This is a genomic window from Pseudomonas sp. DWRC2-2 (assembly GCF_049897885.1).
Lineage (GTDB): Bacteria > Pseudomonadota > Gammaproteobacteria > Pseudomonadales > Pseudomonadaceae > Aquipseudomonas > Aquipseudomonas azotoformans_A.
This window is the reverse complement of the sequence record NZ_JAFCXD010000012.1, coordinates 18,481-35,237: the sequence shown is the minus strand read 5'-3', so window position 1 is coordinate 35,237 and position 16,757 is coordinate 18,481. Positions and strand designations below refer to the sequence as shown.

The 16,757-nt window shown below is 60.2% G+C and carries 9 protein-coding genes; 3 read left to right on the top strand and 6 right to left on the bottom strand.

Going from position 1 to position 16,757, the window contains the following annotated elements; all coding sequences use genetic code 11:
• Positions 1-85: 85 nt before the first annotated feature.
• The 6 genes from ACP7EW_RS29780 to ACP7EW_RS29755 all read right to left on the bottom strand — a co-directional run bounded on the left by ACP7EW_RS29780 (position 86) and on the right by ACP7EW_RS29755 (position 10,311).
• The gene (locus ACP7EW_RS29780) at positions 86-1,555 is read right to left on the bottom strand and encodes an efflux transporter outer membrane subunit (RefSeq protein WP_426221679.1); all 1,470 of its coding nucleotides are present in this window, start codon (positions 1,553-1,555) and stop codon (positions 86-88) included.
• Positions 1,552-4,659 (bottom strand): efflux RND transporter permease subunit, encoded by a 3,108-nt coding sequence (locus ACP7EW_RS29775; RefSeq protein WP_426221678.1) that lies wholly within the window; start codon positions 4,657-4,659, stop codon positions 1,552-1,554. The genes ACP7EW_RS29780 and ACP7EW_RS29775 overlap by 4 nt, the downstream gene beginning before the upstream one ends.
• Positions 4,656-7,757, bottom strand: coding sequence for an MdtB/MuxB family multidrug efflux RND transporter permease subunit (locus ACP7EW_RS29770; RefSeq protein WP_269133963.1), 3,102 nt, complete (start codon positions 7,755-7,757; stop codon positions 4,656-4,658). The genes ACP7EW_RS29775 and ACP7EW_RS29770 overlap by 4 nt, the downstream gene beginning before the upstream one ends.
• Positions 7,754-9,055 (bottom strand): MdtA/MuxA family multidrug efflux RND transporter periplasmic adaptor subunit, encoded by a 1,302-nt coding sequence (locus ACP7EW_RS29765; RefSeq protein ID WP_061436701.1) that lies wholly within the window; start codon positions 9,053-9,055, stop codon positions 7,754-7,756. The genes ACP7EW_RS29770 and ACP7EW_RS29765 overlap by 4 nt, the downstream gene beginning before the upstream one ends.
• A 231-nt stretch (positions 9,056-9,286) precedes the next feature.
• Complete coding sequence (gene tpx, locus ACP7EW_RS29760; RefSeq protein WP_016980349.1) at positions 9,287-9,787, bottom strand: thiol peroxidase; 501 nt, start codon at positions 9,785-9,787, stop codon at positions 9,287-9,289.
• A 143-nt stretch (positions 9,788-9,930) separates the two neighbouring features.
• Entirely contained in the window at positions 9,931-10,311 is a 381-nt protein-coding gene (locus ACP7EW_RS29755; protein ID WP_426221677.1) for a hypothetical protein, read from the bottom strand.
• A gap of 240 nt (positions 10,312-10,551) precedes the next feature.
• On the opposite strand from ACP7EW_RS29755, the gene ACP7EW_RS29750 reads away from it, so the two are divergent.
• The 3 genes from ACP7EW_RS29750 to ACP7EW_RS29740 all read left to right on the top strand — a co-directional run bounded on the left by ACP7EW_RS29750 (position 10,552) and on the right by ACP7EW_RS29740 (position 16,673).
• Complete coding sequence (locus ACP7EW_RS29750; RefSeq protein ID WP_426221676.1) at positions 10,552-11,841, top strand: glycosyltransferase; 1,290 nt, start codon at positions 10,552-10,554, stop codon at positions 11,839-11,841.
• 72 nt (positions 11,842-11,913) lie between these two features.
• On the top strand, positions 11,914-12,819 hold the full coding sequence (locus tag ACP7EW_RS29745) for an AraC family transcriptional regulator (RefSeq protein ID WP_038850198.1): 906 nt from the start codon (positions 11,914-11,916) through the stop codon (positions 12,817-12,819).
• 98 nt (positions 12,820-12,917) lie between these two features.
• Complete coding sequence (locus ACP7EW_RS29740) at positions 12,918-16,673, top strand: hypothetical protein (RefSeq protein ID WP_426221675.1); 3,756 nt, start codon at positions 12,918-12,920, stop codon at positions 16,671-16,673.
• The last annotated feature ends 84 nt before the right edge of the window (positions 16,674-16,757 follow it).

Below are 16,757 nucleotides of genomic sequence, written 5' to 3'. Positions count from 1 at the left end.
AATAATTCTTGAGCAGTTGATTAATTATCAGAGGGCCATTAGTGGCATTTTGACGTCAATCAACTGGCTGCAAACCCCGCCAAAATCAGTCCTTCTCGGCAATCGGTGTCTGCCCGTCCCAACCACCGCCCAATGCCGCGATCAATTGCACACTGGCCACCAGGCGCGTCTGCAGAAGGGTCAACACCGTGCGCTCGTTGCTCAGTGCGGTCGCTTGCGTGGTGACCACATCCAGGTAGGCGATCAGACCCGCCTTGTATTGGTTCTGGGTCAGGCGCAACGACTCACGGGCGGCGTCGAGTGCTTCATTACTGACCACCGCCTCGTCTTCCAGCACCTTGAGTTGCACCATGTAGTTTTCCACTTCACGGAAACCATCCAGCACGGTCTGGCGGTATTTGGCGACGGTCTCGTCGTAGCTGGCCACGGTGCGGTCGACTTCCGCCGAACGCTGGCCGCCGTCAAACAGCGTCATGGCCAGTTTTGGCCCCACCGACCAGAAGCGGTTCGGCAGGCTGATCCAGTCGGCATAGGTGCTGCTGGAGTAACCACCGGCCAGGCTCAGGCTCAGGTCCGGGTAGTAGGCGGCCTTGGCCACGCCGATATTGGCGTTGGCGGCGATCACCGAGCGTTCGGCCGAGGCGATGTCCGGGCGGCGCTCCAGCAGTTGCGACGGCAGGCTCACGGGAATCTGCGGCAGTGCCGGGATGTCCTTGCTCACCGCCAGGTTGAAGTTGGCCGGCGCCTCGCCGATCAACACCGCAATCGCGTTTTCCAGCTGGGCGCGCTGCCAGATCAGGTCGATCAGGCTGGCCTGGGTCGTCTTGAGTTGGGTTTGTGCCTGGGCTACGGCGTCCTTGCCGGAAACCCCGGCGCGGTACTGGTTTTCGGTCATTTGCAGGGAGCGTTGATAGGTTTCCAGCGTGGCTTGCAGCAAGCGCGTCTGTTCATCCATGACCCGCAGTTGCAGGTAGCTTTGCACCAGTTCGGACTGCTGGCTCAGACGCATCGCCGCCAGGTCGGCCGAGCTGGCTTCGGCGCTGGCTTCATTGGCTTCCAGGCCACGGCGCAATTTGCCCCAGATATCCGCTTCCCAGCTCACGCCCAACTGGGCATTGAGGGTGTCGCGGATACCGCTGCTGGAACTGCTCAGGCTCGCGTTGCTGCTGCCGGTACCCTGGCTGGCGCGGGTTTTCCCGGCGCTCAGGTCAACGGTGGGGTAAAACGCCCCACGGGAGCTGCGCACCAGCGCCTGGGCCTGGCGAAAGCGCGCTTCGGCCTGGGCCACGGTTTGGTTGGACGTGTTCAGGCGCACCACCAGGTCATTGAGCTGGCGGTCGCCGTACAGCTCCCACCAGGCGCCACGGGCCAGGGAATCGCTGGGAGTGGCCTGGCGCCAGCCCTGGGCTTCCTTGAATTGCGCCGGTTCAATGACTTCAGGGCGCTTGTAGTCGGGGCCGACGGCACAGGCGCTGAGCAGCACGCCGCACAGCACCAGGCTCGCCACACGGGAGCCGTGGAACAGGGCCAGTCGGGCAAAGGTTGAATCGGTCATAGCGCAGTGTCCAGGGCAGCATCGGTACGCACGCCGCGCCATTTGTTGAAGCGATGGCGCGCGCGGTCGAGATAGAGGTAGACCACCGGAGTGGTGTAAAGGGTCAGGACCTGGCTGAACACCAGGCCGCCGATAATCGTCAAGCCCAAGGGACGGCGCATTTCCGCACCATCGCCCGCGCCCAGCAGTAACGGCAAGGCGCCGAGGATGGCGGCCAGGGTGGTCATCAGGATCGGGCGCAAACGCAACAGGCAGGCGCTGCGGATCGATTCCAACGGGCCCAGGCCATCGTGGCGTTCCAGCTGCAAGGCCAGGTCGATCATCAGGATCGCGTTTTTCTTCACCACGCCGATCAGCAGGAACAGGCCCAGCAAGGAAATCAGGCTGAACTCGCCCCCGGTCAGGTAGATCGCGAGCATCGCGCCGACACCGGCCGACGGCAAGGTAGAAAGGATGGTCAGCGGGTGAATGTAGCTCTCATACAGAATGCCCAGCACCAGGTAAACCGCCACCAGCGCGCCGAGGATCATGAACGGCTGGCCCTTCTGCGTGGCGGCGAAGGCATCCGCGGTGCCGGCCATCTTGGCGATCACGTCTTCCGGCAGGCCAACCTTGGCAATCGCCCGTTCGATGGCGGCCGTGCCCTGCTCCACCGTCACGCCGGGCGCCATGTCGAAGGCGATGTTTTCCGAGGCGAACTGGCCTTCGTGGCTGACGCGGTCGTCGGCCAGGCTGTTCTCATAATGGGCAATGGTCGACAACGGCACCCGCGCACCATCGGCCGTGATCACCTGCATCTGATTGAGGGTAATCGGGTCCTGGGCGTATTTGGGATTGACCTCCATCACCACCTGGTACTGGTTGAGGCTGTCATAGATGGTGGAAATCTGCCGCTGGCTGTAGGCGTTGTTGAGCACCGCCGTGACCATGTCCATGTCGATGCCCAGGCGCTTGGCCTGGTCACGGTCGACAATCAGCGTGACCTGCGCCGCGCCCCGGCCTTCGCGGGCGTCGATGGCGGTGAGCTCCGGCAGCTCACGCAAGGCCGCCACTACTTTCGGGTACCACAGGCGCAAGGCCGCCAGGTCGCCGCTTTGCAGGATGTAGGAATACTGCGCGCTGGTCTGGTCGCGGCTGCCGCCAAATTGCAGGTCCTGGTCAGCCATCAGGAACAACCGCCCGCCGGGCACCAGCGGCACGTCCTTGCGCAGGCGCTCGATCACCGCCTGGGCGGAAATCTTGCGCTCGCTGATGGGTTTAAGGCGCACCAGCATCACCGCATTGTTGGTGCCGTTGTTGCCGCCGATAAAGCCGGCCACGCTGAGCACCGCCGGGTCCTTGAGCACCGCCTTGCGGAAGGTTTCCATTTTCGGTTGCATCACGCTGAACGACAGGCCGTCATCGCCGCGCACAAAACCGATCAACTGGCCAGTGTCCTGCTGGGGCATGAAGGTCTTCGGCACCACCACGTACAGCGCGACGTTCATGCCGATGGTCAGCAACAGGCTGAGCAAGGTCAGGCGCCGATGGCGCAACACCCAGTCCAGGCTGGTGGCGTAGCCGGCGACCATGCGGTCGTTGACCTTCTGGCTCCAGCGCTGCAACCCGGTCATTTCACCCTTTACATGCGGTTTGAGCCAGCGCGCACAGAGCATCGGGGTCAGGGTCAGCGAAACGATCAGCGACACAATGATCGCCGCCGACAAGGTGATGGAAAACTCGCGGAACAGGTTGGTGACGATCCCGCCCATGAACAGGATCGACAGGAACACCGCCACCAGCGACACGTTCATCGACAGCAAGGTAAAGCCGACTTCCTTGGCCCCCAGGTACGCCGCCTTCATCGGCGGCACGCCTTCGTCGATATGCCGGGAAATGTTCTCCAGCACCACGATGGCATCGTCCACCACCAGGCCGGTGGCCAGGATCAACGCCATCAACGAGAAGTTGTTCAGCGAGAACCCATACAGGTACATCACCGCAAAGGTGCCCACCAGCGACACCGGCACCGCCAGCGTAGGAATGAGTGAAGCGCGGAAGTTACCCAGGAACAGGTACACCACCAGGATCACCAGGCCCACGGCAATCAGCAAGGTCATCTCGGCTTCGTGCAACGTGGCGGTGATCACCGGCGAGCGGTCCATGGCCAGACTCAGCTTGACGCTGGACGGCAGCACCGCCTGCAACGCCGGCAACTGCGCCTTGATTTGCCGGACCGTCTCGATGATGTTGGCGCCAGACTGGCGGTTGATCACCAGCAGCACCGCCGGTTCGTTGTTGAAGAAACCGCTGTTGTAGCGGTCTTCCACGCCGTCACTGATCTTGGCCACATCCCCCAGGCGCAGGGCCGCGCCGTTCTGGTAGCGGATCAGCAGCGGCTCGTAGTCCTTGGCTTTTTCCAACTGGTCGTTGGCCTGGATCTGCCAGTTGCGCTGTCTGTCTTCCAGAGAACCCTTGGGCCGACGCTGATTGGCGTTGGCGATGGTGTTGCGCACATCGTCGAGGGCCACGCCGTACTGGTCGAGGGCCTTGGGTTCCAGTTCGATGCGCACGGCGGGCAAGGAGCTGCCGCCGATCTGCACTTCACCGACGCCGGGCACCTGGGACAGGCTCTGCGACAGAATGGTCGAGGCCAGGTCGTACAGCTGGCCCTTCTGCAACACGTCCGAGGTCAGCGACAGCACCATGATCGGCGCCTGGGACGGGTTGATCTTCTTGTAGGTCGGCATGCTGCGCATGCCACTGGGCAGCAGGTTGCGCGAGGCATTGATCGCCGCCTGCACTTCCCGCGCCGCGCCGTTGATATCGCGGTCGGAGTCAAACGCCAGGATCACCCGCGTAGAGCCCTGGCTCGACGAGCTGCTCATGGTGGTGATGCCGGCAATCGCGCCGAACGAGCGCTCCAGCGGTGTCGCCACCGTGGATGCCATCACCTCGGGGCTGGCGCCGGGCAAGCTGGCCGACACCACGATCACCGGGAAGTCGATCTGCGGCAGCGGCGACACCGGCAGCAGGTTGAAGCTCACGCCGCCGAGCAACAGGATCGCCAGGCTCAACAGCATGGTCGCGACCGGCCGGCGGATGAAAGGTCCGGACAGGTTCATGACTCAACCGGCTCCAGGCTTTGCGGCTCTTTGCGCCAGCGACGGCCCAGGCGGTCGAAGTACAGGTAGATGACCGGCGTGGTGAACAGGGTCAACACCTGGCTCACCAGCAGGCCACCGACCATCACCAGGCCCAGGGGTTGGCGCAGTTCCGCGCCGGAACCGGTCGCCAGCATCAGCGGCACCGCGCCGAACAGTGCGGCCAGCGTGGTCATCAGGATCGGCCGGAAGCGCAGCAGCGCTGCCTGGTAGATCGCGGTCTGAGGGTCGAGGCCCTGGTTGCGTTCGGCGTCGAGGGCGAAGTCGATCATCATGATCGCGTTCTTCTTGACGATACCAATCAACAAGATGATGCCGATGATCGCGATCATGCCCAGGTCATTGCCACTGAGCAGCAACGCCAACAACGCTCCGACGGCTGCCGACGGCAAGGTCGAAAGAATGGTGATCGGGTGGATATAGCTCTCATAGAGCACACCCAGCACGATGTACATGGTGACCACCGCCGCCAGGATCAGCAGCAAAGTGCTCGACAGCGAGGCTTCGAAGGCCTGGGCCGCGCCCTGGAACTGAGTCTGCACGCCCACCGGCATGCCGATGTCTTTCTGGGTCTGGTTGATCAGCTCCACACCTTTGCCCAGCGCCACGCCGGGGGCCAGGTTGAACGACATCATCACCGCCGGGAACTGGCCGATATGCGCAATCGCCAGTTGCGCCTGGCGCTGCTCCACACGGGCCAGGCTGGACAAGCGCACCTGGCCGCCGTCGGTGGTTTTCACGTGGATCTGGTTCAGCGCGTCCGGGCCAAGGGTTTCGCCGGACTGGGCCTGCAACACCACACGGTACTGGCTGGCCTGAGTGTAGATGGTGGAAATCTGCCGCTGGCCGAAGGCGTCGTATAGCGCGTCAGTGATAGTCGACACGCTGACGCCCAGGCGCGACGCCGCGTCGCGGTCGATCACCAGGTACACCTGCAGGCCCTTGTCCTGCAGGTCGCTGGCGACATCGGTGAGTTCGGGCAATTGGCTCAACGCGTGGACCAGTTTGTCGCTCCACAGCGCCAGCAACTCGGCATCCGGCGACGACATGCTGAACTGGTACTGGGTACGGCTCACACGGTCTTCGATGGTCAGGTCCTGTACCGGCTGCATAAACAGACGGATCCCTACCAACTTGTCGATTTCCGGCTGCAAACGCGTGATCACCTGGGCCGCGCTGAGGTCACGCTGGCCGTGGGCCTTGAGGTTGATCAGCAAGCGCCCGCTGTTGAGAGTGGCGTTATCGCCGTCCACACCAATGTAGGAAGACAGGCTTTCCACCGCCGGATCGGCCAGGATGATCTTGGCCAATTCCTGCTGGCGCTGGCTCATGGCCGCGAAGGAGATCGACTGCGGCGCTTCGGAAATGCCCTGGATCACACCGGTGTCCTGCACCGGGAAGAAGCCCTTGGGCACGATCAGGTACAGGAACACGGTGAGGCCCAAGGTGGCGATGGCCACCAGCAGGGTCAGCGGTTGGTGCTTGAGTACCCACTGCAGCATGCTGCCGTAACGCGCGATCAACCAATCGATCCAGGCGCCGCTGGCCTTGTAAAAGCGGCTTTGTTCCTCTTCCTTCGGCTCACGCTTGAGCAAACGCGCGCACATCATGGGCGTGAGGGTCAGGGACACCACCAGGGAAATCAGGATCGCCACCGCCAGGGTGATGGCGAACTCTCGGAACAGGCGCCCGACCACGTCAGCCATGAAAAGCAGCGGAATCAGTACCGCGATCAGCGACAGGGTCAGGGAAATCAGGGTGAAGCCGATCTGCTTGGCGCCCTTGAGCGCGGCCGCCAGCGGGGTTTCACCTTCTTCGATGTAACGGGAAATGTTCTCCAGCATCACGATGGCATCGTCCACCACAAACCCGGTGGCGATGGTCAGGGCCATCAGCGTCAGGTTGTTGATGGAGAACCCCGCCAGGTACATCACGCCAAAGGTGCCCACCAGGGACAGCGGCACGGCAATGGACGGAATGATCGTGGCGCTGACCCGGCGCAGGAACAGGAACGTCACCATCACCACCAGGGCAATAGCGATGAGCAATTCGTGCTGCACGTCCTTGACCGAGGCACGGATGGTCTGGGTGCGGTCAGTGAGTACCGTTACGTCGAGGCCGGCAGGCAGGTTGTCGGTGATGCTTGGCAACAAGGCCTTGATGCGGTCCACCACCTCGATAACGTTGGCGCCTGGCTGGCGCTGGATATTCAGCAGCACGGCCTGGTTTTCATTGGCCCAGGCGGCGAGGCGTTCGTTTTCGGCGCCGTCGACGATCTGGGCCACGTCTTTCAGGCGCAGCGGCGCGCCATTGTTGTAGGCCAGAATCAGTTCGGCGTATTGCTGGGGCGAGACCAACTGGTCGTTGGCGTCGAGCATCGACACGCGGGTGGGGCCGTCGAAGTTGCCCTTGGGCTGGTTGACGTTGGACGCGGCGATCAGGGTGCGCACGTCGGACAGGTTCAAACCATTGGCCGCCAGGGCCTCGGGGTTGACCTTGATGCGCACGGCCTGGCGCTGGCCACCGGCGATGCTGACCATGCCGACACCGCTGATCTGCGCGATTTTCTGCGCCATGCGCGTATCGACCAGGTCATTAAGCTTGGGCAGCAGCATGGTCTTTGAGGTGATTGCCAGGGTCAGCACCGGGGTGTCCGCTGGGTTGACCTTGTTGTACACCGGCGGCGCCGGCAGGTCCTTGGGCAACAGGTTGGTCGCGGCGTTGATCGCGGCCTGCACCTGCTGCTCGGCGACATCCATATTGATGTCGAGGTTGAAACGCAAGGTCAGCACCGACGCACCGCCGGAACTGGTGGAGGCCATCTGCGTGAGGCCGGGCATTTGCCCGAATTGGCGCTCCAGCGGCGCGGTGACCGCACTGGTCATTACATCCGGGCTGGCGCCGGGGTACAGGGTCATCACGCGGATGGTCGGGTAATCCACCTGGGGCAACGCCGACACCGGCAACAGGCGATAAGCGATGATGCCGGCCAACACAATGGCCAGCATGCTCAGCGTGGTGGCGACCGGGCGAAGGATAAACAGCCGCGACAGGTTCATGAACCGACCTTTTGCGCCTTGCCGGCGGTGGTGCCGGTCTCCCCTTTCGCCGCAGGCTTGCCTTGCAGGTGTTCAGTCGGCGTGGTCGGCACTTCACTGCTGTCGTTGACCACTTCGATTTCGCTGCCGTCCTTCAAGCGGTCGGTGCCTTCCAGTACCACGCGGTCGCCGGCCTTGAGGCCTTCCTTGATCACGGTGTTGTCGCCGTCGGTATCTCCCACCACCAGCGGCTGCACCTTGACCTTCTTGTCGCCGTCGAGCACGTAGACAAAGGTGCCGGTATTGCCGAACTGGATCGCCGCCGACGGCGCCAGCACCACGTTATGCAGGGTGTCGGCCAGCAGGTGCACATTGACGAACTGGTTGGGGAAAAGTGCCTGGTCCTTGTTATCGAAACGCGCCTTGAATTTCAGGGTGCCGGTGGTGACGTCGATCTGGTTGTCCAGGCTCTGCAGCACGCCGACGGCCTGTTGCTTCACATCGCCACGGTCCCAGGCTTCCACGGGCAGTTTGTTGCCGGCGTGGTAGCGGGTGAGTACGGTTTCCAGGGTATTTTCCGGCAGGGTGAAGGCCACGCTGATCGGCTGGGTCTGAGTGATCACGGCCAGGAACGTGGTGTCGTTGGCCGCCACCAGGTTGCCCACGTCCACTTGCCGCAGGCCGACACGGCCGCTGATCGGCGCACGGATCTTGGTGAATTCGAGGTTGAGCTTGGCGTCATCCACCGCGCCCTGGTTGGTCTTGACCGTGCCCTGGTATTGCAGGACCAGCGCTTCGGCGGTGTCCAGGGTCTGCTTGGCGATGCTGTCCTGGGCGTACAGGTCGCGGTAACGCTGCACGTCGACCTGGGCATTTTTAAGCTGGGCCTGGTTCTGCATCAACGTGCCCTGCGCCTGGAGCAAGGCGTTCTGGTAGCTGCGTGGGTCGATTTCCGCGAGCAGGTCGCCAGCCTTGACCATCTGGCCTTCTTCGAAGGCGATCTTCACCAGTTCGCCGCCCACCCGGCTGCGCACATTGATGGTGTTGAGCGCGGTCACCGTGCCCAGCGCCTTGTAGTACACCGGGAACTCACCCAGCACCGCAGGCGCCACACGCACCGGCACCGGGCCGGTGGAGCCACCGAAGCCTGGGCGCATCATCCCCGACTTGCCGGCGCGTCCGGCTGGCGCCTGCGCAGCATCCTTGTGGCTGCCGGGCCAGAATTTCCAGCACAGGCCGGCGACAACCACCAGCACAAGCAGGGCGAACAGCCAGCGGCGGGACTTACGGGGGGAGGATTGCATGGAGTGATCAACCATTGGGCGCGAGAGCTTCTTCTTTGGGAGGCTGAAAGATAAGCACTGGGGCGCATTTAGAAAAGCGCCTTTACCGGCTATTTACCTTGGGCTTACAACTTTTAACTTCTGACCTTAGTTCATCGACCGTTTCGCTAAGCATCTGAACCACAAATAAAAACGGCCTGGACTAGGCCAGGCCGCAATCATGCATCAAGCGTGTTACTGCAAAACGACAGTAACGTACCGAAACAGTTACTTCAAAACAGCCAGGGCTGCTTCGTAGTTCGGCTCTTGGCCGATTTCTGGCACCAGTTCGCTGTGCAGCACGTTGTTGTTCTCGTCCAGCACCACCACGGCGCGGGCGGTCAGGCCTTGCAGAGGGCCGTCGGCGAGGGAAACGCCGTAGTCCACTGCGAAGTCGGCGTTGCGGAAGTCCGACAGGCTCAGCACGTTGTCCAGGCCTTCGGTGCCGCAGAAACGCTTCTGGGCAAACGGCAGGTCAGAGGAGATGCACAGCACCACGGTGTTGCTCAGGTCGTTGGCCTGGGCGTTGAACTTGCGTACCGAAGTGGCGCAGGTCGGGGTGTCAACGCTTGGGAAGATGTTCAGAACCTTGCGCTTGCCAGCGAAAGTTTCCAGGGACGCTTCCGACAGGTCGACAGCAACAAGGCTGAACTCAGGAGCGGTGGAACCGGTTTTCGGCAATTCGCCTTCAACCTGGACAGGGTTACCACGAAGGGTGACTTGAGCCATGAACGGAATCCTTATGCTGATTTGGGTTTAACGAATTCGAGAGGCCAAAGTTAACCACAAACTGCTCAGGGGACCTATGGCAAACACATAATTTATGGAAAAACGGGCGCCGGCATCTGCGATGCCAGACGCCCACTTGACGGTTAAATATTAAAACGCTTAGTGACTGTCCTGCGGTCATCAGGGCCACCCATGTCAAAAATGAACGTAACAGAGATATCAATCCATCTGGAGGCCCCCACGGCGATCGTATGGCTGGTGTCCCACGTGTGCCATTGCCCGTCCTGCCGCCTGTTATCAGGGGAATCGACCTTCCATTTTGCGCCATTCTCGGCTTCTACCTCGACATTGATATTTGCACTGTGGCGATTACCATTGGCGGTGAACATGTACCTGAGAGTCTCTACTGTCAGATTGCTGCTTACTCGATTCCAGCGCATTTCGAGATTGCCGGTGTAGCCGCCGGCACTTCCTGAAAAGGTATCGCCTACCCAACTAGCGGGTGCCGAAGTTTCTTTGTCCATTTTAATATGCTCCGCTGATGATGCTGAATTCCCCCACGCCAGAGGCCAGGGAGACGCCCCATCACACTGCCTGCCCCACCTACTCTGCATAACTGTAATAATTGACAGTTGCTTAGTTCATTTCGCAATCATGGATGAGTTCATCCATCGCGTTGAAGGAGCGCATAAGGTCAGTCACTCCATGCTTTAATGCCGGATTTACCGGCCGTTCAGCCGGAGCACTTGCAAGGAATCGAGCGAATGGACCATCCCGCCACCAAAGTCCTGGTCATTGGATACGTCTGGCCGGAACCCCGTTCCTCGGCCGCAGGCGGGCATATGATGCAAATCCTTGAGAGTTTTCTTACGCAAGGTTGGGACATCACCTTCAGCAGCCCCGCGACCATCGGCGAGCACAAGGCCGATCTCCCTGCGCTGGGCATCGCCGAATGCGCCATCGAACTCAATAACAGCAGTTTCGACGACTTTATCCGCGAACTGGCTCCGGACATCGTGCTGTTCGACCGTTTCATGATGGAGGAACAGTTCGGCTGGCGCGTCGAGAAATGCTGCCCCAACGCCCTGCGCGTGCTGGAAACCTCTGACCTGCAGAGCCTGCGCGACGCCCGTCACCAGCGGTTCAAGGATCTCCTGAAGGCGCACCCCGACAGCGACGATTTCAGCGCACTGTTCTCTCCAGCGCTGCAGGCCGAGTTCCAACTGATGGCCGACACCGACCTGGCCAAACGCGAGATCGCGGCGATCTACCGCTGTGATATCAGCCTGATGATCTCGGATGTAGAAATCCGCCTGCTCACCGAACATTTCAAAGTGCCGGCCGCCCTGCTCCACTGGTGCCCACTGATGCTGGAGCCACCGACCGAACCGTTCGCACCGTTTGAAGACCGCGCGCACTTCCTCAGCATCGGCAACTTCCGCCACGCGCCCAACTGGGATGCGGTGCTCTGGATGAAAAACAGCCTGTGGCCGTTGATCCGCCAGCAATTGCCCGGCGCGCAGCTGCATATCTACGGTGCCTACACGCCGCCCAAAGCCACGGCATTGCACAACCCGGCCCAAGGCTTTCATGTGATGAACTGGGCCGAAGATGCCCTGCAAGTCATGACCGCCGCGCGTATCTGCCTGGCGCCCTTGCGGTTCGGCGCCGGCATCAAGGGCAAGCTGGCGGACGCGATGCTCTGCGGCACACCGAATATCACCACGCCCATCGGCGCCGAGGCCATGGGCGACGAGCAACCCTGGCCGGGCGTGATCGAACACAGCGCACAGGCCCTGGCCGCGGCTGCGGTAGCGCTCTACCAGGACCGCAAACGCTGGACCCAGGCCCAGGAAAACGGCCGCCATCTGTTGGCCCGCCGCTATGACCAGAACGTCCATGGCCCTGCACTGGTGGCCCGCCTGGAACAGTGCCGCAGCACACTAAATGCCCACCGCCGCGATAACTTCACCGGCAGCATGCTGCGCCATCACGCCCATAAAAGTACGCAGTACATGTCTCAGTGGATCGAGGCGAAAAACCGCGTCGTATAAACACCAACGCTGGCGAGGTGGCGCGCGACGGGGCATTATCCTACGCAGCAACCACAATAAAGCGACGGCAGCATGACCCGAGCAACGCGTATTACCGACCCTTCCTACGAGTTGATGGACGACCACAACGGCCTGTCCATCATCTATCGCCAGCACGGTTTTCCCTGCCCGCTGGTGCGCTGGCACTTCCACAAGGAATACGAGCTGCACCTGATCGTTGCCAGTTCCGGCAAGGTGTTTATCGGCGACTACATCGGCAACTTCTACCCGGAAAGCCTGTTTCTCACTGGCCCCAACCTGCCCCACAACTGGATCAGCCAGGTGGAGGAAGACGAGGTGGTGCCCAAGCGGGACATGCTGGTGAACTTCACCGATGAGTTGTTCGAGCACGGCAGCCACATTTTTACCGAGTTAAAGAGCCTGGCGCCGTTGCTGGAGCGCGCTCAGTACGGCATCGAATTTCGCTGCAAAAAGACCATCGCCCAAGCCATGACTTTGATGCAGCGCATCGAAGACGCCCAGGGCATGGCGCGCCTGGGGCATTTCTTTATCCTGCTGGAGGTGCTGAGCGCCTGCGAGGACTACCAGCTACTGTCCGGAGTGACTACGCCACAACTGGCGGACGAGCACAGCATCGACCGCACCAACCGCGCGGTGGACTACATCTTTGCCCACTACGCGCGCGAGTTGCCGCTGGAAGAGGTGGCGGATTACCTGGGGATGAAACCCACCTATTTTTCCAGGGTGTTCAAGCAGGCCACCGGGCGTACCTTCGTTGAATTCGTCAACCGCCTGCGCATCAGCAAGTCGTGCGAACTGCTCGCCGATGGCGAAAAACCCGTGACCGATGTGTGTTTCGAGTCGGGCTTCAACAATATTTCCAATTTCAATCGGCGCTTCCAGCAGCTCAAGGGCATGACCCCGTCGCACTACCGTCGGTTGGCAGTACAGCGCTTGACGGAGCAGAACCTGGCCTGACCACCCGTCGCTACTGTCAACTTTGACAGCTATACGCGCCACACCGAGGGGTGTGTGATTTCCTTACCCAGCTTTATGCTGCATAAGGAGCGCTCACTATGAAAAAACTCACGTCCTCCAACCCGCCCTGCCCTGTCTGCAAGCCCCATCGCCATGGGCCAAAGCCCCCCGTCATTGCCGACCCGCTGGACTCCCCGTTTGTCAGCGACGCAGTGCAGCCGATTCCAGGCGCTAAAATCGGTTTGAACATTCGACTGGTGCAGCCCTGGCTTACCGTGCGTTTCAGCAAGTGGTTCAACTTCAATAAAGGCGACACGTTCAAGTTATTCATGGGCAGTTTCACTTACGCCATTGCCGCCGGTGAAATCAGGCAAGAAGATTTGGATCCGGATAAGAACTTTGTCACGCTGGTGATACCAGAAGGGTTGGTGCCGAGGGGCTATATTTATCCGTGTTTTGGCCAAGTGACACGAGTGGGCAGCGGCACCCCGAGCACCTCCCCTTATGAAACCTGGCTTGTCAAAACCGACCGTCCCGGGGGCGTCAGCACCAATCCCTATTATCACTCGCGGCTGATCATGCATTTACCGCCTGATCTGGTGGACGGTGTAATCGACCCCGAGCGGGCTGAGCAAGGCGTGGACTTGACAGTTGATCCTTATCCGAACATGGCGGTGGGAGACACTATCGAGGCGTGGTGGAACGGTCACCCAGTGTTCTTGGAGATTGATCAAGACCACCTCGACGGTATCAAGCCGATTGTCGTGCATGTGCCAGAGTCAACCATCATCGCCGGGGGCAGTGGCTGGGTGGTGATTTACTTCCGGGTCTTCGACATCGTGTTCAACTATTCGGGGGAAGTGCCGCAGTGGTCGAAGCCTCTGAATGTAGAAGCGGACCAGGACCCGGACGCGCTCGAAAGGCCGCATTTGGTAATCAACGGGAACTCTGTGACAGAAGTCAATGTAGACCTTGCGGGCGATGGCCCCTATAAAGGGGAGGTCTTCGTTCCCAGGCGCCTACCCAACGGCACGACCACACCTGTCGGCACGCTGATCCACCTGACAGTCGTCGTCTTCGATGATGACGGCGGGAATACCGCCACCCCATTACCCGCGTTTCCCGCTCGAATCGGCCTGTCGGCCACCACTGACATTGACCCTAAATATATTGAAATGGCGGTCAATGGCCACGTCCAATTGTTCTACACGCTGACCACCGCCACTGGAGGTCTCCTCGGCACCTCGCGACGCTTGAACGTCCCGGTTTCCGGCACGAAAAAGTCGATGCCTGCAATGACCATCGATAAAAACGAAGGTGGTTTTATTGACCCATCAATCTCCTATTTCCAGGCCTTTTTCCCAAAATTTTCGCCCTATGACGCTGACTGGAGCGTAACCTTCCGCATGGAAGCCCTGGACTCGACAGGCAGGTTGGTCGAGTACGAAGAAGAATTGCTGGCTGGCGCGAAAGAGCCACCTCCGCCCCCGCGCACAGTGCTCCAGGAGCAGTTTTCGCGTTTCATCGGTCTGGGGTTGGTCCGCGTGTTCTACCTCGTGAACGACGGCCGGATGCGGATCATGGGCTCAGGCATTCAGACGGTACGCAAGTCCGAGGTTCTGGAAGTGACCTTCGGCGCAGCCGTACGCTCAATGCCCGCACCAAAACTGCAATATGTAGACCTGTTCAACAATTTGGACATTGATAGCATCATCGGCACCACGCTTAACGTGACCTTGACCGAAACGCGTACGGCGCCCGGCGACATTTTTGAGTGGTTTTTGAGAGGTTCTGCCAGCAACGGTTCCACCAGTGATGACATAAAACTGAACTCATCGACGGCAGGCAGGCAGGTCGTGGTTCCGGTAGACGCGAAATATGCCATTGCCAATAACGATGGGGAAATTCGTCTCAGCTACACACTGCAACCGGCGGATGGCAGCGCGAAACGTTTTTCCGATGTTTTGCTTATCACTGTAGGAAAAGCGCTCACGCTGATACGACCGGAAGTCGCAGAAGCAACCCGCTACCCCGACCAACTGGCGGCAGTTGCCGCAACAGGGGGAGCGACCGTCGTGGCCAATATTGCGCAATTGCGGCCCACCGACCAGGTCGAGACCTGCTGGAGCGGAATCTCGGGAATTGGTACCTATTGCGAAACCCAGAATGGCAATACATCGAAGGTCGTGTACACCACCATCGACCCTGATGTCGTGGGTGCCAACATCCAGGCGCAGGGGCACTTTATCCAGGTGCAGTACTTCGTAATCCGGGGCCTGCACAGAACGCCATCGCCGGTGTTGAACCTGGAGTTGTTACCACCGCCATTCCCCAAAGCCTATCTGGAAGGCCACGCGTTGGATGCGGTGCTCGACCTCAGCACACTGAAGGGCACCGAACGCGCTTTGGTTGATCCCTGGTTCTTCATCCATCACTTTCAGCGGGTGTGGTTCGAACTGCTCGGCACCTACGCAGACGACAATCAGTTCTACCATGCCTTCAGCTATGGCGACCTGGTAGGACTGGACGGCGAGCAGAACGGTCTCCATCCACTGGCGCCCATTGCAGAAATACGCAAGCTCAAGGACGGCACGCAATTGAGCATGCGCTGTGCGGTCACCTTCGACCAGAGCTCGGACCTGTCCAATGCCGTACGTTTTTTGCAACGCGACTACACCGTCAGGGCCTTGCCTGCACAGTACCCGGTGCCCATCTTGGAAGAAGCAAGCGGGTCCGGCACGCTGGTGACATTGGCGGCGCTGGATGCACAATACGGTGCAAATCTGCGGGTGAGCTATGGTCCGATGAGCGCCACCGACAGGATCTATGTCGAAGTTCTAGGCAGCGCCGGCGCCGGCTCGGCTACGATCGGGCCGATCTATGGGGAAACTGATGGCACCGTCAATGTGCCCCTGGACGCCCCATTGATTGCCGCCAATATCGGCAGCACCAGGACCCAATTCACGATCAGGTACACGGTAACCAAAGGCGCGGATACCCGGCCTTCTGTCTTGCTCACGGTGAATCTTGATCCGTTGTCTCAAGCCGAGCTGAAAAAAACCGTGCTCCAGATCGATGAAGCCACACCCGCCGGCATAATCGATTTGGACACGCTAGGTAACGCCACAGCTCGGGCGGGGATATGGCCATTCATTGCCCAGCACCAACCCGTATGGCTCAAGTTGTTTGGTACCGGCCGCGACGGTAAGGCGCACAACTTGACCCTGCTAGACGGTACGGTCAATGGCGAGGTAGACGCTGCCTGGATCAGCCAGGGTTATCACCTGGAAACGGTGCTGAGTAGTTATCTGCACGACCTTGGAAATGGCAGCCTGCTGACCCTGCAGTTGAAGGTGGCGTTCAACGGTATCAGGGATGAGTGGCGGGCGATTGAGTTCCCGTCAAAGCGTTACACAGTAAGAAGCGTGATGGTCCACGACTGCACGACGTTCACCAGCGACAACATGAATTACTGGGTGAGTGAATACGCTGATGCAGGCATTCGACGCGATCCAGACGGCAACTTCTTCTGGCACGCCTTCCCCAAAACGGGCAGCGGTGTCGGTTTGCAGAAAATCTTTGCGCCCAATGCGGCTGGGTACTACAGGGTCAAACTCAGATATCGCATCAGCAAGTTTGCCGCCATTGGCGCGCCGACCTTCGTCGAGGTTCAACTGGGCACATTGAAAAAGCGCTTTGATGTGACCGCCATCAATACCTGGCTGAGCGCCGATGTTGTGATGGGATATCTGAATGGTCCGTTTGAGGCCTCAGTGTCTGTCGGAAATCCAACTACCGGAGGGCTCTATGATCTGGATGATATTTGCATCGTCCAGACGCCCTATCCCATTTGATGTCAATGCAAGCGGGGATCAGTAGAAATACTGATCCCCGCCGACTTTCTGATGCGCGCCGATCAAATTTAATTGAGACGTCAA

Bases quoted from the DNA above. Each gene is read 5' to 3' on its own strand.
- ACP7EW_RS29780 (WP_426221679.1), bottom strand. From the start codon at position 1,555: ATGACCGATTCAACCTTTGCCCGACTGGCCCTGTTCCACGGCTCCCGT.
- ACP7EW_RS29775 (WP_426221678.1), bottom strand. From the start codon at position 4,659: ATGAACCTGTCCGGACCTTTCATCCGCCGGCCGGTCGCGACCATGCTG.
- ACP7EW_RS29770 (WP_269133963.1), bottom strand. From the start codon at position 7,757: ATGAACCTGTCGCGGCTGTTTATCCTTCGCCCGGTCGCCACCACGCTG.
- ACP7EW_RS29765 (WP_061436701.1), bottom strand. From the start codon at position 9,055: ATGGTTGATCACTCCATGCAATCCTCCCCCCGTAAGTCCCGCCGCTGG.
- tpx (WP_016980349.1), bottom strand. From the start codon at position 9,787: ATGGCTCAAGTCACCCTTCGTGGTAACCCTGTCCAGGTTGAAGGCGAA.
- ACP7EW_RS29755 (WP_426221677.1), bottom strand. From the start codon at position 10,311: ATGGACAAAGAAACTTCGGCACCCGCTAGTTGGGTAGGCGATACCTTT.
- ACP7EW_RS29750 (WP_426221676.1), top strand. From the start codon at position 10,552: ATGGACCATCCCGCCACCAAAGTCCTGGTCATTGGATACGTCTGGCCG.
- ACP7EW_RS29745 (WP_038850198.1), top strand. From the start codon at position 11,914: ATGACCCGAGCAACGCGTATTACCGACCCTTCCTACGAGTTGATGGAC.
- ACP7EW_RS29740 (WP_426221675.1), top strand. From the start codon at position 12,918: ATGAAAAAACTCACGTCCTCCAACCCGCCCTGCCCTGTCTGCAAGCCC.